General features: G+C 64.0%; 13 protein-coding genes and 1 other RNA gene. 6 read left to right on the top strand and 8 right to left on the bottom strand.

Annotation, left to right across the window (positions count from 1 at the left end):
- From ssrA to AC062T_RS06545, 3 genes are all read left to right on the top strand, one after another.
- Window positions 1-304: a transfer-messenger RNA gene (gene ssrA / locus AC062T_RS06535) on the top strand; the annotation flags it as partial.
- Window positions 305-415: 111 nt separating this feature from the next.
- The gene (locus tag AC062T_RS06540) at window positions 416-1690 is read left to right on the top strand and encodes an MFS transporter (RefSeq protein ID WP_476028483.1); all 1275 of its coding nucleotides are present in this window, start codon (window positions 416-418) and stop codon (window positions 1688-1690) included.
- A gap of 84 nt (window positions 1691-1774) precedes the next feature.
- Complete coding sequence (locus AC062T_RS06545; RefSeq protein WP_476028485.1) at window positions 1775-3193, top strand: pyridoxal phosphate-dependent decarboxylase family protein; 1419 nt, start codon at window positions 1775-1777, stop codon at window positions 3191-3193.
- An 11-nt stretch (window positions 3194-3204) separates the two neighbouring features.
- Here the strand turns inward: AC062T_RS06545 and AC062T_RS06550 are convergent, their stop codons facing one another.
- From AC062T_RS06550 to AC062T_RS06565, 4 genes are all read right to left on the bottom strand, one after another.
- Window positions 3205-3873, bottom strand: a complete 669-nt coding sequence (locus AC062T_RS06550) for an IMPACT family protein (RefSeq protein WP_476028487.1) — start codon at window positions 3871-3873, stop codon at window positions 3205-3207.
- Window positions 3874-3914: 41 nt separating this feature from the next.
- Entirely contained in the window at window positions 3915-5543 is a 1629-nt protein-coding gene (locus AC062T_RS06555; protein WP_476028489.1) for an MDR family MFS transporter, read from the bottom strand.
- Window positions 5544-5620: 77 nt separating this feature from the next.
- Entirely contained in the window at window positions 5621-6085 is a 465-nt protein-coding gene (locus AC062T_RS06560; protein ID WP_476028491.1) for a MarR family winged helix-turn-helix transcriptional regulator, read from the bottom strand.
- Between the two features lie 10 nt (window positions 6086-6095).
- The gene (locus AC062T_RS06565) at window positions 6096-7799 is read right to left on the bottom strand and encodes an MDR family MFS transporter (RefSeq protein WP_476028493.1); all 1704 of its coding nucleotides are present in this window, start codon (window positions 7797-7799) and stop codon (window positions 6096-6098) included.
- Between the two features lie 105 nt (window positions 7800-7904).
- Between AC062T_RS06565 and AC062T_RS06570 the strand changes: the two genes are divergently transcribed.
- The gene (locus AC062T_RS06570; protein ID WP_476028495.1) at window positions 7905-9353 is read left to right on the top strand and encodes an MFS transporter; all 1449 of its coding nucleotides are present in this window, start codon (window positions 7905-7907) and stop codon (window positions 9351-9353) included.
- On the opposite strand, the gene hisN is transcribed toward AC062T_RS06570, so the two are convergent.
- Genes hisN through aroA form a run of 3 tightly spaced genes read right to left on the bottom strand, consistent with a single transcriptional unit; the run spans window position 9337 to window position 12617 of the window.
- Window positions 9337-10146, bottom strand: a complete 810-nt coding sequence (gene hisN, locus AC062T_RS06575) for a histidinol-phosphatase (protein ID WP_476028497.1) — start codon at window positions 10144-10146, stop codon at window positions 9337-9339. The two genes, AC062T_RS06570 and hisN, sit on opposite strands and share 17 nt — an antisense overlap.
- A 32-nt stretch (window positions 10147-10178) precedes the next feature.
- Window positions 10179-11198: a ribosome small subunit-dependent GTPase A gene (gene rsgA / locus AC062T_RS06580; protein WP_476028499.1), complete on the bottom strand. Its 1020-nt coding sequence runs from the start codon at window positions 11196-11198 to the stop codon at window positions 10179-10181.
- Between the two features lie 18 nt (window positions 11199-11216).
- Window positions 11217-12617, bottom strand: coding sequence for a 3-phosphoshikimate 1-carboxyvinyltransferase (gene aroA / locus AC062T_RS06585; protein ID WP_476028501.1), 1401 nt, complete (start codon window positions 12615-12617; stop codon window positions 11217-11219).
- A gap of 112 nt (window positions 12618-12729) precedes the next feature.
- On the opposite strand from aroA, the gene AC062T_RS06590 reads away from it, so the two are divergent.
- Together AC062T_RS06590 and AC062T_RS06595 are read left to right on the top strand one after the other, a co-directional pair.
- Window positions 12730-13410, top strand: a complete 681-nt coding sequence (locus AC062T_RS06590) for a sigma-70 family RNA polymerase sigma factor (RefSeq protein WP_476028502.1) — start codon at window positions 12730-12732, stop codon at window positions 13408-13410.
- Complete coding sequence (locus AC062T_RS06595; protein WP_108515643.1) at window positions 13407-13649, top strand: zf-HC2 domain-containing protein; 243 nt, start codon at window positions 13407-13409, stop codon at window positions 13647-13649. Before AC062T_RS06590 ends, AC062T_RS06595 begins: the two co-directional genes overlap by 4 nt.
- 120 nt (window positions 13650-13769) lie before the next feature.
- Here the strand turns inward: AC062T_RS06595 and AC062T_RS06600 are convergent.
- The coding region (locus AC062T_RS06600; protein WP_476028504.1) for a multifunctional oxoglutarate decarboxylase/oxoglutarate dehydrogenase thiamine pyrophosphate-binding subunit/dihydrolipoyllysine-residue succinyltransferase subunit at window positions 13770-16000 on the bottom strand (2231 nt) is incomplete at its 5' end.

A 16000-nucleotide genomic window follows, 5' to 3' on the forward strand; every position in this document is an offset into this window, starting at 1 on the left:
AACGATGTCTGCAAACTATAAGTGCCAATAAATCACGCACTGACTTCGCCCTCGCTGCCTAAGCGAGCGCACTAAAAAGTCCGTCAGCCCGGGGATGCTCTCTACCCGGATCCTGACGTCATCTAGAGAGATTGCTCCGTAGTTACGCCTGAGGGCTACGGGGGACTTGCACTCTGGCTGGGCTCGTCGGTTTAGCCGCCAGTGGCAAATTCCGGAGCCGAGTAGAACGCTTTCGCTGGATACACCCGTAGAAGGCACATGACCACAGCAGTGGACCGGGGTTCAATTCCCCGCATCTCCACCATGGGTGCTGTCGCGCGTTGTTGTTTTGTTGTCAGAGTCGTCCCTTGCGCGGATGCTTACCGTGCCGGAGAAAGCCGTGGCGATGTCGGCGGGGCTGGGAAGAATGGGTGTCATGACCGACCGAACCTGGCGCCGAAACGTTGCCCTCTTTCTCTCGGGCCAAACGGTGTCCCTTTTTGGCTCGATGCTCGTGCAGTATGCGGTGATGTGGCACCTGACGCTCGAAACGAAGTCGGGTGTCGTCATGGCGCTTGCGGCGGTGTTCGGGTTTTTGCCTCAGGCGATCATGTCCATCTTCGGCGGAGTGTGGGCCGACCGGGTGAACCGCAAGGTGCTCATCATTCTGGCGGACGCCACAATTGCGCTGACCACGCTGGCTCTAGCGCTGCTCATGATGTTCGGCATCTACGACCTGTGGCTGATCTTTCTGACCCTGGCGATTAGGTCGACGGGGGCCGGAATCCAGATGCCCGCAGTATCGGCACTCATTCCGCAGATCACACCGCAAGACCAGCTCATGCGGGTCAACGGAATCAACGGCGCCATCCAATCGGCGATGGCGCTTCTTGCTCCGGCGGTTGCCGGTGTGCTCTATGCGACGGCATCGCTGGTATCGATTTTCTTCGTTGATGTCGTTACGGCGGTGATCGGAATCGGCATGCTCATTCTGGTGCCGGTGGCCACCATCCGCCGCGCGTCCGACGAGCACGTGCCCTACTTCGTTGACCTCGTTGAAGGCGTGCGTTACGTGGCCAACCACACCTTCGTCCGCTGGCTCTTGCTGCTGTTTGGCGTTGTTTTTCTGCTCGCAGCGGCGCCCTCGTATCTCACGCCGCTTATGGTGGCTCGAACGTTCGGCGAAGAGGTGTGGAAGCTCACGGTGCTCGAGCTCTCGTTCAGCGTGGGAATGCTGCTCGCTGGCATCCTCATTGCGATCTGGGCTGGCACCAAGAACCGTGTGGGAATGATCATCTTCACCTCGGTGGCCTTCGCCCTCATCACTTTGGTCATGGGGCTCACGACCAACCTCTACGTCTTCTTCGCCCTCATGTTCATATTTGGTCTCGCTGTGCCGTACTTCTCGACCCCGGCGATGACGTTGCTGCAAGAGAAGGTCGAACCCGAGAAGCAGGGGCGCGTGTTCGGCTTTGTGGGAATCGTGATGGCCGTGGCAATGCCCATCGGCATGGGCGTGTTCGGGCCGCTCGCCGATGTGGTCAGCGTCCAATCTCTTCTTGTCGTGGCAGGGTCACTGATGCTCGTTGTCGTCATCGTGGCCGTGACAGTTCCAGCAGGCCGCCGAGCCATCGCCGAGGCCTCGGTCGCATTGCCGGTTGCGGAGTCGGCCGAAACAGTGGACGAGGTTGAGGCCGACCGCCGCCACTAGCTGACCGCTGCAACTCGGAGACCGCCACCGCTAGGCGCAGGTGAGCCCCTTGCGGATGGGCGCCCGGGGGATGAGCATTGCGGTGTGAATGCGCGGCAGGAACCCGCAGATGGTGCCCTTGAGGCTGTTCTTGGACATGCCCGGCGATGGCTCACGGTCTATCCGGACCGTGCGGTGCCCGCCAGGGGAAGCGCCGACGATGCGGCGGACCGCTTGGGCAGGCAGCTCGCCGAACACGGCGCTCTCACGTCCGAGGTCGTCGACCGGCTCGTGGCGGCCGTCGAGCCGGGCCTCATGGCGAGCGGATCCGGGCGCTTCTACGGTTGGGTGATGGGCGGAACGCTGCCCGCAGCCCTAGCCGCGGACTGGCTTGTTTCGGTGTGGGATCAAAATGCCGGAATGCGAGATTCAACTCCGGGAGTTGTCGCGGCGGAGGAGATCGCCGCTACATGGATTCTGGATCTGCTCTCTCTGCCGTCTGACTCCGGTGTGGGATTCGTCACCGGCGCCACGTTGGCCAATTTCACGTGTCTTGCGGCTGCTCGGGATGCTGTGCTCGCAGAGCGCGGTTGGGATGTCGCCCAGCGTGGTCTTGTCGGGTCTCCCGGCGTCCGCGTGCTTGTGGGCGAGGAATCACACGGCTCGGTGGAACTAGCGCTTCGATACCTCGGCCTCGGCGTTCCCGACCGCATCGGGGCCGACGAGCAGGGCAGAATGCTGCCGAGCGAGTTGGAGAGAGCCATCGCGACGGCGCCGGACATGCCGACGGTGGTGTGCCTGCAGGCCGGCAACATCCATTCCGGCGCGTTTGACCCATTCGAGTCGCTCGTTGAGGTGGCACACCGGGCGGGCGCTTGGGTTCACGTTGATGGAGCCTTCGGGTTGTGGGCGGCGGCCACCCCGACTCTCGCTCATCTGACGGCGGGGCTCGGACGCGCCGACTCATGGGCGACGGATGCTCATAAGACCCTGAACACCCCCTACGACTGCGGCATCGCCGTGGTGAGTGATGCCGCCAGGATGAGGGCCTCGATGGGAATTCATGCCAGCTATCTGCTCACGGCGTCGACGGTCGACCCCTACGAGCTTGTGCCAGAACTCTCTCGCCGGGCGCGGGGCGTCCCGGTGTGGGCGGCGCTGGCCTCCCTGGGCCGGGACGGCGTGGCCGAGCTGGTTGAGGGACTCGTAGCAGCGGCCCAGGCGATTGCTCAGGGGCTCGGGGAGCTTGCCGGGGTCACCGTGCTCAACGATGTCGTCTATAGCCAGGTGACGTGCGCCTGCGCGAGCGATGCCCAAACTCGGGCCGTCTTCGCCGCCATCATCGAGGAGGGCGTGATCATGCCGTCGCTCAGCGCATGGCGCGAGAGGGTCGTGATCCGATTCTCCGTGAGTTCGTGGCGCACGGGTCCCGACGATGTTGTGGCCACGGTCGATGCTGTGGCCAGGGCGTTGTCGGCAGTCTCATCCCGTGGTGGTGAGGAGTCGGCACCGAGCCCGGCCTAGCGCTGTTCGGCCTAGCGCTGCGCGGCGTCGCCCCAGTCGACGTCGATCCATTCGTGGCCGAGTGGCTCGAGCTGGCGTGCGCCGGAGGTTGCGGAGGCCACGATCGGGTCAAGCTGTGCACGCTCTCCCGCCACGCGAAGAACGGCCTGCGTGCCATAGTCGGTGCCCAGCACCGTGACACCTCTCTGGCGAAGTTCTGCCTCGATGCGCCCGGCATCGGTGTGCGAGAGGGCTAACGCAAAGAGCTCACGGCGTTCTCGGGCTACGAGCCTGCCCTCGGCCTTGGCGATCTCGATCGTGGAGAGCACAGCGTCTGAGTATGCGCGGGTGAGGCCGCCGGCTCCGAGGAGCACCCCTCCGAAGTAGCGCGTGACAACGGAGACACAGTCGATGAGTGAACGGCCGGCCAGGGCCTCGAGCATGGGTGCGCCGGCGGTTCCCGAGGGCTCGCCGTCGTCGTTCGACCGGCGAATCTGCGACGGCAGCGATGCGGAACCCAGGATGAATGCCGAGCAGTGATGGCGCGCGCCCCAGTGCTCGCGCCGAGCATCCTCGATCACAGCTCTCGCCGCCGTTTCGGTGTCAACCCGCACGATGCGGCAGAGAAAACGGGAGCGCGTGATTTCGATCTCGTGGTCGACTCGAGCGCCGAGCCCTCCGCGCACTGTGAACTCCGCCATAGCGTCATTCTCTCGCGTCGGAGCGCTCGGGGTTTCGCGCGCTAGCGGTGGGGAGCCGCGTCAGCGGCGGCGTCGGTCTCATACGCCGACGGCTCGTCCGATGTGATCAGAAGCTGTCCCTCGGCGATGGCCTCGGGCATAACATCCCGCTCAATCGTCGTGGCGAGCGGCTTTTCTTTAACGAAGAACAGCAGCACGGCGGCGAGAACCATGGCCGGCACCATGGCAAAGAACAGGGGAGTGAGGGCGCTGCTGTAGGCGAGCGCGATGACATCCTGCACCGCCTCCGGCAAGTGGTGCACCATATCGGGCGTGAGGGAGTTGGTGGAACCCGCTCCGCCGCCGGAAGGAAGCCGGTCACTAAGCTCCGTGACGAGTCGGCTCGTGAAGAGGCTGCCGATCACGGCAGCGCCGAGTGATGCGCCGATCTGGCGGAAGTAGTTGTTGGCCGCCGTTGCAGTGCCGACCTCACGGTTCGGGAAGGTGTTCTGAACGATGAGCACCAGAATCTGCATGCTCGCGCCGAGGCCGACTCCCATCACTGCCACGAAGATGCAGAAGAGCCATACGGGAGTCTCTGGCGTGATCGTGCCGAGCAGAGCAAGGCCGCCAGCGGCGATGAAGGTGCCGACAATGGGGATCACCTTGTAACGACCGTACTTGCTGACAAGCGCGCCCGAGACGATTGAGGTGAGCAGCAGGGCAAGCATCATGGGAATCATTAGCAGGCCAGCCTCCATGGCGGTTGAACCATAGGCCATCTGCAGGTAGGTGGGCAGATATCCGATGACACCGAACATGCCGATGCTCGTGAGCAGTCCGGCGATGGTCGTGAGGTTAAAGTTCGCTTCGCGGAACAGGTGAAGGGGCATGATCGGCTCCGCCGTCGTGCGCTCGATCAGCACAAAGACCACGGCGGCGATGACGGCTCCCGCGATCAGGCCGATGATCGTAAGAGAATCCCATGCGTAGTCTTTGCCACCCCACGAGGCGACCAGCACGATGCAGGTGGTCGTGAGGGCGAGGAAGGCCATGCCCCACCCGTCGATCTTGGGCTTGGATGTTGTGGCGCGCTTGGGCAGGTGCAGCAGAAAGACGGCGGCGGCGAGGGCGAGAAGTCCCAGCGGCATGTTGATCCAGAACGTCCAGCGCCATCCGATTCCCTCGGTGAACCAGCCACCGAGGAGCGGCCCGGCCACGGAGGATACGGCGAAGACGGCGCCCATCACGCCCATGTACTTGCCGCGCTCGCGGGCGGGCACGACGTCGGCAATGATCGCCTGGGACAGGATCATGAGCCCGCCGCCACCGAGCCCCTGCACGACCCGAGCGCCGATGAGCATATTCATATCGACGGAGAGGGCGCCGATGAGCGACCCCGCCATAAAGAGCAGGATCGCCGCGATCATGAGGCTCTTGCGCCCCATGAGGTCGCCGAGCTTGCCATAGATGGGCATGACGATCGTGGAGGAGAGCATGAACGCCGTCATGACCCACAGCATGTGATCGACGCCGTCGAGTTCACCCACCATTGTGGGCATCGCCGAGCTCAGAACGGTCTGGCTCAGGGACGACAGAAGCATGGCGACCATGAGGCCGATGAAGACGAGGAGGAGACTGCCCTTACGCTCGCCGAATTGCGAGGGAGCGGTGTCGGAATCTATTTGCACAATCTGCAATGTTACACGACTGCACTAATTTACAGGCCGCTCGGGGCACCGTTCGGAGCCTCGGCTCCGCCGGAGTGCTAGGACTCGCTCAGCAGGCGCAGCATCCCGGCGAAGGCGCGCACATCGGCCTCGGGCTGGGTTCGGAGCACGTCCCGCAGTTTGCTCTGCTGCCGCGCTTTCGCCGCAGAAACCCGCTCGACCGCCTCGGGAGTGGGCGAGAGAATGCGCACCCGGCCGTCCTTCTCGTCGGCGCGGCTGGTGACCAGCTGCGCCTCTTCGAGCATCCGTATCTGGCGGCTCACCACGCTCTTATCCGTGTCGAGGAGGTCTGCCAGGGCATAGGCGGTCGTCTCGCGCAGGCGAACGACGGCGCCGAGGATGCGGTAGCCCACTGGTTGGAGCTCGGGATGGATGCTGGCCGCCGCCTCCTTCCAGGTCTGTCGAACGCGGTGAAACAGTGCGCCGAGGTATTCCTCTACCTCGGCGATGCCGGCCTCCCGATCGCTCTCCTCCTGTGTCGTGGTGGGGCTGCCATCGGTCATGGTGGTCACGCTATCGGTCATCGCGATCGACCGCCTGCTCGCGTGTGGTCATGACGGTTATCGATCCTGTGGTCGCAGCGCCGATCTCAGCCTCGGCAAGGTCGATTGCCGACTCTTCAGCTGTTTCTGCCAGGGTCTGGCCGGCAACGGCGGTGGAGAGCGCCTTGTTGGGCAAGAAGATCACGGCGATAAGCCCGATGAATGCCAGCGGCACGGCAATGAGAAACGCATCGGCGATTCCGCTGCCGTACGCTGCCTCGACGATCAATCGAATGCGGTGCGGCAGCTCCGCCACGTTGGGCAAGTTGCCTGTCGCCAGGCCCGTGAGGGCATCGATCTCTGCCTCCGAGCTGGGCTTGAACGTTGCCAGCGATCCCGAGATCCGTGAGGTGACTTGGCTTGCCAGGATGCTGCTCATCACCGTGACGCCGATGGTGCCGGCCACGGACCTAAAGAAGTTGACGTTCGAGCTCGCGGCGCCGAGCTGCTCGACGGGGGTGTCGTTCTGCACGGCGAGGGTGAGGTTCTGCATGACCATGCCGAGGCCCGCGCCGAGGGTGACCATATAGAGGGAGACCAGAACGAAGTCGGTGTCGTAGCGAAGGGTCGCCATGAGCGAGACGCCGATAAGCACGAGAACCGAGCCAGTGACGACCCAGCTCTTCCACTTTCCGAAGCGACTGATCAGCTGGCCAATCGCGATTGAGGCAACCATCTGGCCGACGACCATGGGGATGGTCATGAGGCCGGACTGGGTGGGGTTAGCGCCGCGGGCGAGCTGAAAGTACTGCGCGAGGAACACGCTGGTGGCAAACATGGCGACGCCGACGGCGATCGACGCGACGACCGCAAGGGTGAAGGTGCGGTTCTTGAAGAGGGCCATGGGAACGATGGGCTCGGAGACCAGGAACTCCGTGACCATGAAGGCGATCAGCGCCGCTGACGCACCGCCGATGAGGAGGAAGCTTTCGAGCGAGCTCCACTCGAACTGAGCACCGCCCATCGAGACCCAGATGAGCAGCAGTGAGACGCCCACCGTGAGAAGCACGGCCCCGAGGTAGTCGATGCTCACCTTGGTGCGGGTGGTCGGGGGCAGGTGCAGTGTCTTGTGGATGATGATGATGGCGGCGACGGCAAAGGGAACGCCGATGAAGAAGTTGGCGCGCCATCCCAGTGAGTCGGTGATGATTCCGCCGAGCAGCGGGCCACCGATTGTGGCGACCGCCATGATGCCGCCGACCAGCCCCATGTACTTTCCGCGTTCGCGCGGGCTGATGATGAGCGCGACGGCCACGAAGACCAGTGACATGAGCCCGCCAGCGCCGAGTCCTTGAACGACGCGCAGGCCAATGAGCATGGGTGTGCTCTGGGCGAAGCCCGCCGCGACCGTGCCGATGACAAAGAGGATGAGGGAGATTTGCAGCAGCATCTTGCGATCGAGGAGGTCGCTGAGCTTGCCCCAGATGGGGGTTGAGACGGCTGTCGCCAACAGGCTCGCGGTAATCACCCACGTGTAGGCGGCCTGGTCGCCGCCGAGGTCGGCAATGATGCGCGGCATGGAGGTCGAAACGACGGTGCCGGAGAGGACCGCGACGAACATGCCCATGATGAGTCCGGAGAGGGCGATGAGAATCTCGCGCGGCGTGCGCTGCTGGTCGACTGATGGTGCGGAGGAAGCCAAAGTTGTCCTGTCGAGAAAGTTGATAGTCGTCAACTATATGCCATTAGATGACCATAGTCAACTATATCCGGGAAAGGACGCGCCCGGCGGGGCTGAGCGTGTTCAGGGGCGAGCATGCGCTCCTCTAGAGTTGAAACGATGAGCAATCCTGCGGCTTCCGCCAACGACAAGACCCGGTGGGAGGCCTTCGCGGTATGCGTCGCGGTGGCCGCACTCACGATTCTTGATCTCTCCAAGATCAACGTTGGGCTACCAACGATCGAGCATTCGCTCGGCGGAGGCCCCACGGAGCTGCAGCTCATCGTCGCCGGGTATGCGCTCGCGTTCGGTCTCGCGCTCGTCCCCGCCGGTCGACTGGGAGATATCTACTCCCGCAAGGTTTTCTTTGTCATCGGGCTGAGCGCTTTCGTCGCCAGCAGCATCCTGTGTGCTCTCGCGCCCACGATCGAGGTGCTCGTTGTGGGGCGGATGCTCCAGGGCGTCGCCGCCGGAATCCACATGCCCCAGGTGCTGGGGCTCATTCAGCAACTGTTCCAGGGCAAAGATCGCGGCAAAGCCTTCGGGCTATTCGGGGCCATCATCGGCCTTTCCACGGCCTTCGGCCCCACCCTCGGAGGCATACTCATCGGGGTCGGTGGCGAACCGGATGGCTGGAGGCTGCTGTTCTGGATGAACGTGCCGCTCGGCGTGCTTGCGCTGATCTTTGCCGTCAGGCTTCTGCCGGGGCGGCAGGTGCACGAAAGGGTTCACACAGAACTCGACCTCGTGGGCATTCTCATCCTGGGCGTCGCCATTTTCGGCCTCATGCTCCCGTTTGTGCTCACGACGGGCAGCCAAGACGATGACCCGGCCCGCTGGCTGTGGCTGATCGTCTTCGCTCTCGCGGCAATCGCGTTCGTTGTGTGGGAGCGACGCTTTCTCGCGGCGGGCAAGGCTCCGGTCGTCAATTTCGGGCTGTTTCGCCTTGCTTCCTATCGCAACGGCATTCTCATCGCGACCTCGTACTTTGCCGCAGCCCCGGCGATCTTCTTGCTCACAACGCTCTACATGCAGACGGGACTCGGCCTCGCGGCGGTCTATTCGGGAATGGTCACCATTCCGTTTGCCCTCGTCTCGGCTGTTACCTCGTGGTACGGCGGCAAGCTCGTCAATCAGTACGGACGCAAGCTCGTGCTCGGCGGTCTCATCCTCGTTTTCGTGGGCTTTGGTCTGTCCATGCCCATAGTGATGCTTGCGCCGCAGGATGCGGTTCCCTGGTTGCTTGCGGCGGCTTTGGGCGTTGCTGGGGCCGGTGGTGGTTTCGTGATCTCACCCAACCAGACGCTGACTCTCACGGACGTGCCTGTCGTGCACGGCGGGGTAGCGGGGTCTGTGGCCCAGGTCGGTCAGCGCGTGGGAACCGCGATTGGCGTCGCCGCCGCCGTCTCGACGTTTTACTCAACCGTGTATCGCGAAGGTGCCACTGCAGACAGACTGGTCGTCTATGGGGACGCGTTCGCCATTGGCATCGCTGTGGCGCTGGGCCTCTTGCTGGTGTCGCTCGTTTTCGCGGTATTCGACGCGCGGGAGACTACGCCGAGGCGATAATCGCCAGCGCCGCCTCATGCAGCAGGCCGTTGGTGGCAAGGGCAGATCCGTGCCACGGTCCCGGTTCGCCGTCGGCTGAGCTGAAGGTGCCGCCAGCCTCCTCCACAATGGGCACGAGGGCCGCCATGTCATAGGGCTGGAGGTCAAACTCGCCCGCGAGGTCGATGAGGCCTTCCGCGAGCATCATGTACGACCACATATCGCCATAGGCGCGGGTGCGCCACACCTGGCGTGAAAGCTCGACCAACTGATCGAGCCGACCTGCTTGATCCCACTGCTGGATGCTGTTGTAGCTGATCGAAGCATCGGCGAGCGTGCCAACCCGCGAGACTCGAAGAGCGCGGGGTTCTGCACCGTTGTCACTCACCCACGCGCCGCCGCCCACTGCCGCCCACCAGCGCTTGCCCAGAGCCGGGCTGCTGACGACGCCGAGCACGGGCACGCCATCGATTGCGAGAGAGATGAGGGTGGCCCACACGGGCACTCCGCGCACATAGTTCGAGGTGCCGTCGATGGGGTCGATGATCCACTGTCTGCTGGCGTTGCCCTCGGTGCCGAACTCCTCGCCGAGAATCGAGTCATCGGGCCGCTCGGCCGCGAGCATCTCACGAATGGCCTGCTCGACAGCCTTGTCGGCATCGGACACCGGCGTCATATCCGGCTTCGTCGTGACGATGAGGTCCGAAGCGCGAAAGCGGGATGACGAGATGGCATCGGCGGCGTCGGCAAGCCTCTGAGCGAGGTCGAGATCGTCGGCGAGGGTCAGGGCGGGTGCGCTCGAAGAACTGGTCACCCGTCAAGGCTAGCGCTCCCGTGCAGGCCGGGTCAGCGCAGGGCAGCCATCATCCGCTGAAACGAGTCGAGCCTCAGCCGGCCCACGTCGCCCAGTTCGCCGGCCTCCACCCGCTCGATGAGCTCGCAATCGATCGACCCAGGCAGATGCGTGCATCCGCGAGGGCATTCCGCCGCAATGTCTTCGAGGTCGGGAAAGGAGCGGAGCACGTTATCGATGTTGACGTGCCCGAGGCCAAACGAGCGCACACCGGGGGTATCGATAATCCAGCCACCGGCGACCCGGTAGGAGATTGTTGACGACGAGGTGTGGCGGCCTCGACCGGTCACCTCGTTCACATGGCCCGTTGCCCGATTCGCATCGGGAACGAGCGCGTTGACGAGCGTTGATTTGCCCACGCCGGAGTGGCCGACGGCCACGGTGGAATGGCCGGTCAGCACCGCGTTTAGCTCGGCGATGGGTGGGTCGTCGCTGCTGCTCGTGATGATCTCAAGATCGAGCCCTGCGAAGTCTTTGAGAAAGTCGGCAGGGTCGGCCAGGTCTGTTTTGGTGATGCAGAGAATAGGGGTGATTCCGGCATCGAACGCCGCGACCAGATAACGATGTACGAGCCTGGTGCGCGGCTCCGGGTTCGCCGCTGCCACAACGATGAGCATTTGGTCGGCGTTCGCCACGATGATGCGCTCGACCTCGTCGGTGTCGTCAGCGCTTCGCCGCAGCACCGTATCGCGTTCTCGGATTCGTACGATGCGGGCAAGAGAGCCCTCGTCTCCAGTGGTGTCGCCGACGATGTCGACGCGGTCGCCCGTCACGATGGACTGCCGGCGAAGCTCCCGCGCCCTGGCAGCAGTAACGGGATGCTCGTTGGGGCCGTCCTCGTCGACCAGCACCGAGTACCTACCTCGGTCGACGGTCAGCACTCTGGCGATGACGGCGTCCTCATGCTGCGGGCGCGTCTTGGTGCGAGGCTTGTTGCCCTTGGGGTTGGGCCTCGATTTGGCCTCGTAGTCGGCGTACGGGTCGTCGTCGTCCGTGTCGTTGATCCAGCTCACACTGTGCCGCGCATTCGCTTACAGCAGCCCGGATGGTGTCGTGGGGGCGCCACGACCGAGAAGCGGACCGGTCCACAGGTCAGCGAACTGCGGGAGAGTCTTACTCGTCGTGCGGATGTCGTCGATCTCTACCCCCTCCACGGCGAGGCCGATGATGGCTCCTGCGGTTGCCATCCGGTGATCTTCGTAGGTACGCCACGGCCCGCCGCTGAGCGTCTGCGGGGTGATCTCAAGCCCGTCTTCCAGCTCAGTGACAGAGCCGCCGAGACCGTTGATCTCCGCAGCAAGCGCTGCGAGGCGATCGGTTTCATGGCCTCGGAGGTGCCCGATTCCGGTTATTCGGCTCGGACTATCTGCCAGCGCCGCCAGGGCGACGATCGCGGGGGCAAGTTCGCCGCCCTCGCTCAGATCGAGGTCGATTCCGGCCACGGAACGCCCGCCGACGATGCCGGCGCCACCGTCCACCGTGAGCGCTCCGTCAACGGTCGTTACCGTTGCGCCGAAGAGCGGAAGGATGCGCGCCAGGTGGGCCCCGACCTGAGTGGTCTCGGCCGGCCACCCCTCGATCGTGACGGTGCCGCCCGCGACGAGCGCCGCAACGAGAAACGGGGCCGCGTTGGAGAGGTCTGGTTCGATGTCAACGTCGAGTGCGGCGATCGGGCCGGGGGCCACGATCCACTCGCCCGCAGAGGGGGAGTGCACGGATACTCCGCGCGCCCTCAGAGTCTCGATTGTCATCTCAATGTGCGGCATGCTCGGCAGATGCTTGCCGACATGGCGCAGATGCAGTCCACGCGTGAATCGTGGTGCTGCGAGAAGCAGTCCAGAAACGAACTGGCTTGACGCCGAAGCGTCGATCTCGAGTTCGCCGCCCTCGACGGTCCCCATCGCGTAGAGGCTGAACGGAAGTGTGCCGCGGCCATCGTCGCTCACGTCGACGCCGAGGGCGCGAAGGGCATCGATGGTGGTGCGCATGGGCCGGCGGCGAGCTGAGGCGTCGCCGTCGAAGGCGACGGGGCCGACCGCGAGAGCGGCCACCGGCGGGAGAAAACGCATGACAGTGCCCGCGAGCCCGCAGTCGATCGAGGTGCTCCCGGTCAGCTCGCCCGGTGTGATGAGCAGATCAGGGCCGAACGGGCCGTCGCCCGTCTCCTCGATGGATACCCCGAGAGAGCGCAGCGCCTCGACCATGAGGTTGCTGTCGCGGGAGTGCAGGGGGCTCCGCAGTGTGGAGGGTCCGTCGGCCAGGGCCGCGAGAACAAGCTCGCGGTTGGTCAGCGATTTTGACCCCGGCAGCGACAGCCGAGCCGAGAGCGGCCCATTCGCGGTGGGAGCGACCCACCGGCCCGTTTCGGGCTCGACGAGGGATTCGCCCTGGTACGGGTCAAAGTCGGGGTTGGAATATTTGGAGATCAGCATTGTTCATAAGAGTATCGGCAGTTGCCATCAGGAGGCAGGAGACGGCGTGACCCTTATCGTTGAGCGAACGCTCGCCCCGTCCTCAGGCATGCGAGAACTAAGCTTGTCGATGATGGCTGACGCAACTCCGGGCACCCCCCACGACGACACTGACCTCTTTGGTTCGCCTGCAGAAGACGGTGTCCTCGATGATGCCTCCGAGCCGAGCCTGACCTCTACAGAACTTCGGGATCTGTTCGAAGAACAGGCCATGCCGTTCATGGACCAGCTTTATGCAGCGGCGATGCGGATGACGCGCAACCCCTCGGACGCCGCGGACCTCGTGCAGGAGACATTCGTCAAGGCGTTTGCCGCCTTCGCGCGCTTCGAGCAAGGGTCCAATCTCAAGGCGTGGCTGTACCGCATTCTCACGAACACTTACATCAACACCTATCGCAAGAAGCAACGAGAGCCCTACCAGGGCACGATTGATGATCTCGAGGACTGGCAGCTCGGGGGAGCCGAATCGACGACGTCGATGTCGTCGCGCTCCGCGGAGGCTGAGGCGATCGATCACCTGCCCGATAGTGCAGTGAAGGATGCCCTTCAGGCAATCCCCGAAGATTTCAGGCTTGCGGTGTATCTCGCCGACGTCGAGGGCTTTGCCTACCAAGAGATCGCCGACATCATGAAGACACCCGTCGGCACAGTGATGAGCCGACTCCACCGCGGACGCCGCCTTCTTCGGGGGCTACTCGCGGACTACGCGACCGACCGCGGAATTGATTCCGCCACCACCAGGAGCACGAAATGACCGACTGCGGATGTGAGAAAGCAAAGGCAGAACTCGAGGAGTACCTCCACAACGAGCTCAAGGCCGACGACGCAGCCGACATCTGCGACCACATTGCCAATTGCCCCGACTGCGCCAACGAAGCGCACATCGGTGAGGTGTTGACGATCGCAGTGCAGCGAGCCTGTCGAGAGACCGCGCCAGAAGATCTGCGCGCACAGGTCCTGTTGAGCATTCGCGAGATCCAGTCCAGCCACTAGGCACGCCATCGCGGCAGGTGCGAGGCACCGCCGCGAGAGCTTGCTGAACGACACCGTCTTCTGAACGAAACAGGGGCGGGCATCCAATCGGATGCCCGCCCCTGTTTCGTTGATCTGGTTCTAGACGTCCAGAGCCTTCTCGATGAGCTGAGCCTGCTCCTGCGCGCTGCGCTTAGTCGAGCCCGTCGCCGGTGAGGCGGATGCAGGACGCGACGAAACCTTGAGCTCGCGGTTGGGCAGGTTGCGCAGCAGTTCCATGCAGATGAACGGCCAGGCTCCCTGGTTCTCAGGCTCTTCCTGAGCCCACAGCAGATCGGCATTCGGGTACTGCGAGAGCACAGCCGAAAGCTCGCGGAGGGGGAGCGGGTAGTACTGCTCCACCCGGACGAGCGCCACATCGGTCTGGCCGCGCTTGTCGAGCTCGTTCCGCAGGTCGTAGTGCAGCTTGCCGGCGTGGAGAACGACGCGCTTGATCGCGCCCTTATCGACAACGGTGGCGTCATCAATGACCGGCTCGAACTTGCCGTTCGTGAAGTCCGCGATGTCGCTCGTGGCCCCGCGCAGGCGAAGCATCGCCTTCGGGGTGAACACCACGAGAGGGCGACGCGGACGGGCGTATGCCTGGCGGCGCAGCAGGTGGAAGTACGACGCTGGCGTCGATGGCCTGGCCACCGTCATGTTGTTCTCAGCACACAGCTGCAAGAAACGCTCGATGCGGGCCGACGAGTGGTCGGGACCCTGGCCTTCGTACCCGTGCGGCAGCAGAAGAACAACGCTTGAACGCTGGCCCCACTTTTGCTCGGCCGACGAGATGAACTCGTCGATCACGGTCTGAGCGCCGTTAGCGAAGTCGCCGAACTGTGCCTCCCACAGCACGAGGGCATCGGCACGCTCCACGGAGTACCCGTATTCGAAGCCCATCGTCGCGTACTCGCTCAGCAGCGAGTCATAGATCCAGAAACGGGCCTGGTTGTCGCTGAGGTTGAGCAGCGGCAGCCATTCCTGGCCGTTCTGACGGTCGTGGAGCACAGCGTGGCGTTGAACGAACGTGCCGCGGCGAGCATCCTGGCCGGCGAACCGGACGGGTGTGCCCTCCATAAGCAGCGAACCGAGGGCGAGCAGCTCACCGAATCCCCAGTCGACCAGGCCGTTGCGGCTCATGTCGACGCGCTTCTTGAGCAGTGCCTGAAGCTTGGGGTGCACCGTGAAGCCGGCGGGCGGGTTGCCGTGAGCATCCCCGATCGCGGTGATCACGGACTCGGCGACGGCCGTGGTCTCGGGCTCGCCAGCGCTGTCGTCCTGCTGGGATTCTGGCCGCTCGAGGTCGGTCATCGCCCCGGCATCCTGGGTAACGACAGGGATCGAATGCGTCTGCGCCGCATGCGTTTCGGCGAATGCGCGCTCGAGTCGATCCTGGAAGTCGGCCTGGGCCGCCGCATACTCCTCTTCGGTGATGTCGCCACGACCGACGAGAGCCTCGCCATACAGCGTGCGAACGCTGCGCTTAGCCTCGATGAGGTTGTACATGAGCGGCTGAGTCATCGAGGGGTCGTCGCCCTCGTTGTGGCCACGGCGGCGGTAGCAGACGAGGTCGACAACGACGTCCTTGTGGAACTTCTGACGGAACTCAAGCGCCAGCTGGGCCACGCGTACAACGGCCTCGGGGTCGTCTCCATTGACATGGAAGATCGGAGCCTGGATGGTCTTGGCGACATCCGTCGAGTAGACCGACGTGCGGCCCTCGCCGGGAGGCGTCGTGAAACCGACCTGGTTGTTCACAACCACGTGGATGGTGCCGCCCGTGCGGTAGCCGCGAAGCTGCGACATCTGCAACACCTCGACCACGATGCCCTGGCCAGCCATGGCCGCGTCACCGTGCATCATGATCGGCACAACCTGGAACGTGCCGATCGGCTTGCGATCCTGCTTCGCGCGAACGATGCCCTCGAGCACGCCGTCGACAGCCTCAAGGTGCGACGGGTTCGCCGCGAGGTATACGGGGATCTGCTCGCCGCCGAGGGCGGTGAAGGTGCCCTCGGTGCCGAGGTGGTACTTCACATCTCCCGAGCCCTGAACCGTGCGGGGATCCTGGGTTCCCTCGAATTCACGGAACACCTGGCCATACGTCTTGCCTGCGATGTTCGTAAGAACATTGAGGCGGCCGCGGTGGGCCATGCCGATGGCAACCTCTTCGAGGCCCTCTTCTGCCGCACGCTGCAGAACAGCATCCAGAAGGGCGATGACGGATTCGCCACCCTCAAGGCTGAGGCGCTTCTGGCCGACATATTTGGTCTGCAGGAACGTCTCGAATGCCTCAGCCTCGTTGAGCTTGGCGAGGATGCGCATCTGCT

This window comes from Homoserinimonas sp. (genome assembly GCF_056262345.1).

What these genes read in the sequence shown, in the direction of transcription:
- AC062T_RS06540 (WP_476028483.1), top strand. Translation starts at nt 416, where the DNA reads ATGACCGACCGAACCTGGCGCCGAAACGTTGCCCTCTTTCTCTCGGGC.
- AC062T_RS06550 (WP_476028487.1), bottom strand. Translation starts at nt 3,873, where the DNA reads ATGGCGGAGTTCACAGTGCGCGGAGGGCTCGGCGCTCGAGTCGACCAC.
- AC062T_RS06560 (WP_476028491.1), bottom strand. Translation starts at nt 6,085, where the DNA reads ATGACCGATGGCAGCCCCACCACGACACAGGAGGAGAGCGATCGGGAG.
- AC062T_RS06570 (WP_476028495.1), top strand. Translation starts at nt 7,905, where the DNA reads ATGAGCAATCCTGCGGCTTCCGCCAACGACAAGACCCGGTGGGAGGCC.
- aroA (WP_476028501.1), bottom strand. Translation starts at nt 12,617, where the DNA reads ATGCTGATCTCCAAATATTCCAACCCCGACTTTGACCCGTACCAGGGC.
- AC062T_RS06590 (WP_476028502.1), top strand. Translation starts at nt 12,730, where the DNA reads ATGGCTGACGCAACTCCGGGCACCCCCCACGACGACACTGACCTCTTT.
- AC062T_RS06595 (WP_108515643.1), top strand. Translation starts at nt 13,407, where the DNA reads ATGACCGACTGCGGATGTGAGAAAGCAAAGGCAGAACTCGAGGAGTAC.